Raw genomic sequence first — 1,024 nt, forward strand, 5'->3', positions numbered from 1 at the left:
CAGGTGAAGCTGCGCGGCTTCCGCATCGAGCTGGGTGAAATCGAGGCCGTGCTCACCGCGCAGCCCGGCGTCCGTCAGGCGCTGGTGCTGGTGCGCGAGGACCGGCCCGGTGACAAGCGCCTCGTCGCCTACGCGGTGCGAGACCCGGGCTTCGCCCTGGAGGCGGAGGCACTGCGGGCCGCCCTCAAACAGCGGCTGCCCGCGCACATGGTGCCCTCCGCCTTCGTGGTGATGGACGCCCTGCCCCTCAATCCCAACGGAAAGGTGGACCGCAAGGCCCTGCCCGCTCCCGAGGCCCCGGCCTCCAACACAGGGTACGTCGCCCCGCGCACCCCCACCGAGGAGCTGCTCGCGAGCCTCTGGGCCCAGGTGCTCGGCGTGGAGCAGGTGGGCGCGGACGACCACTTCTTCGAATTGGGCGGCCACTCGCTGCTGGCCACCCAGGTCATCTCCCGCATCCGCGTCACCTTCGGCGTCGAGCTGCCCCTGCGCGCCGTCTTCGAGAGCCCCACCCTCGCCGGCCTCGCCCAGCGCATCACCTCGCTCCAGGGCGGCGGCGCACCACGCCACCAGGCTCCGCCCCTGCGGCCCGTGTCTCGCGACCGGGCCCTGCCCCTCTCCTTCGCCCAGCAGCGCCTGTGGCTCATCGACCAGCTCGAGCCCGGTAGCGCCGCCTACAACATGCCCACCGCCGTGCGTCTCTCCGGCGTCCTGGACATCGCCGCACTGGAGCGGGCCCTCCACGCGCTCATCGAGCGCCACGAGTCGCTGCGCACCACCTTCGCCGCCCAGGACGGCGAGGCCGTGCAACTCATCCACGCCCCGGCCCCCTTCCCGCTGCCACTGGTGGACCTGAGCACCCTGCCCGCCGACCAGCGGGAGGCCGGAGCCCGCCGGCTCGCCACCACCGAGGCCGCGGAGCCGTTCGACCTCGCCCGCGGACCGCGCCTGCGCGCCACGCTGCTGCGCCTCCAGGACTCCGAGCACGTGCTGCTGCTGACGATGCACCACATCGTCTCCGATG

At 73.2% G+C, this 1,024-nt stretch carries 1 protein-coding gene; it reads left to right on the plus strand.

Going from position 1 to position 1,024, the window contains the following annotated elements:
* Window positions 1-1,024 (plus strand): condensation domain-containing protein (locus K8638_RS44270; protein ID WP_223760826.1); only part of this gene is annotated, 1,024 nt, incomplete at both ends.

This window comes from Myxococcus sp. RHSTA-1-4 (assembly GCF_020037125.1).
Classification (GTDB): domain Bacteria; phylum Myxococcota; class Myxococcia; order Myxococcales; family Myxococcaceae; genus Myxococcus.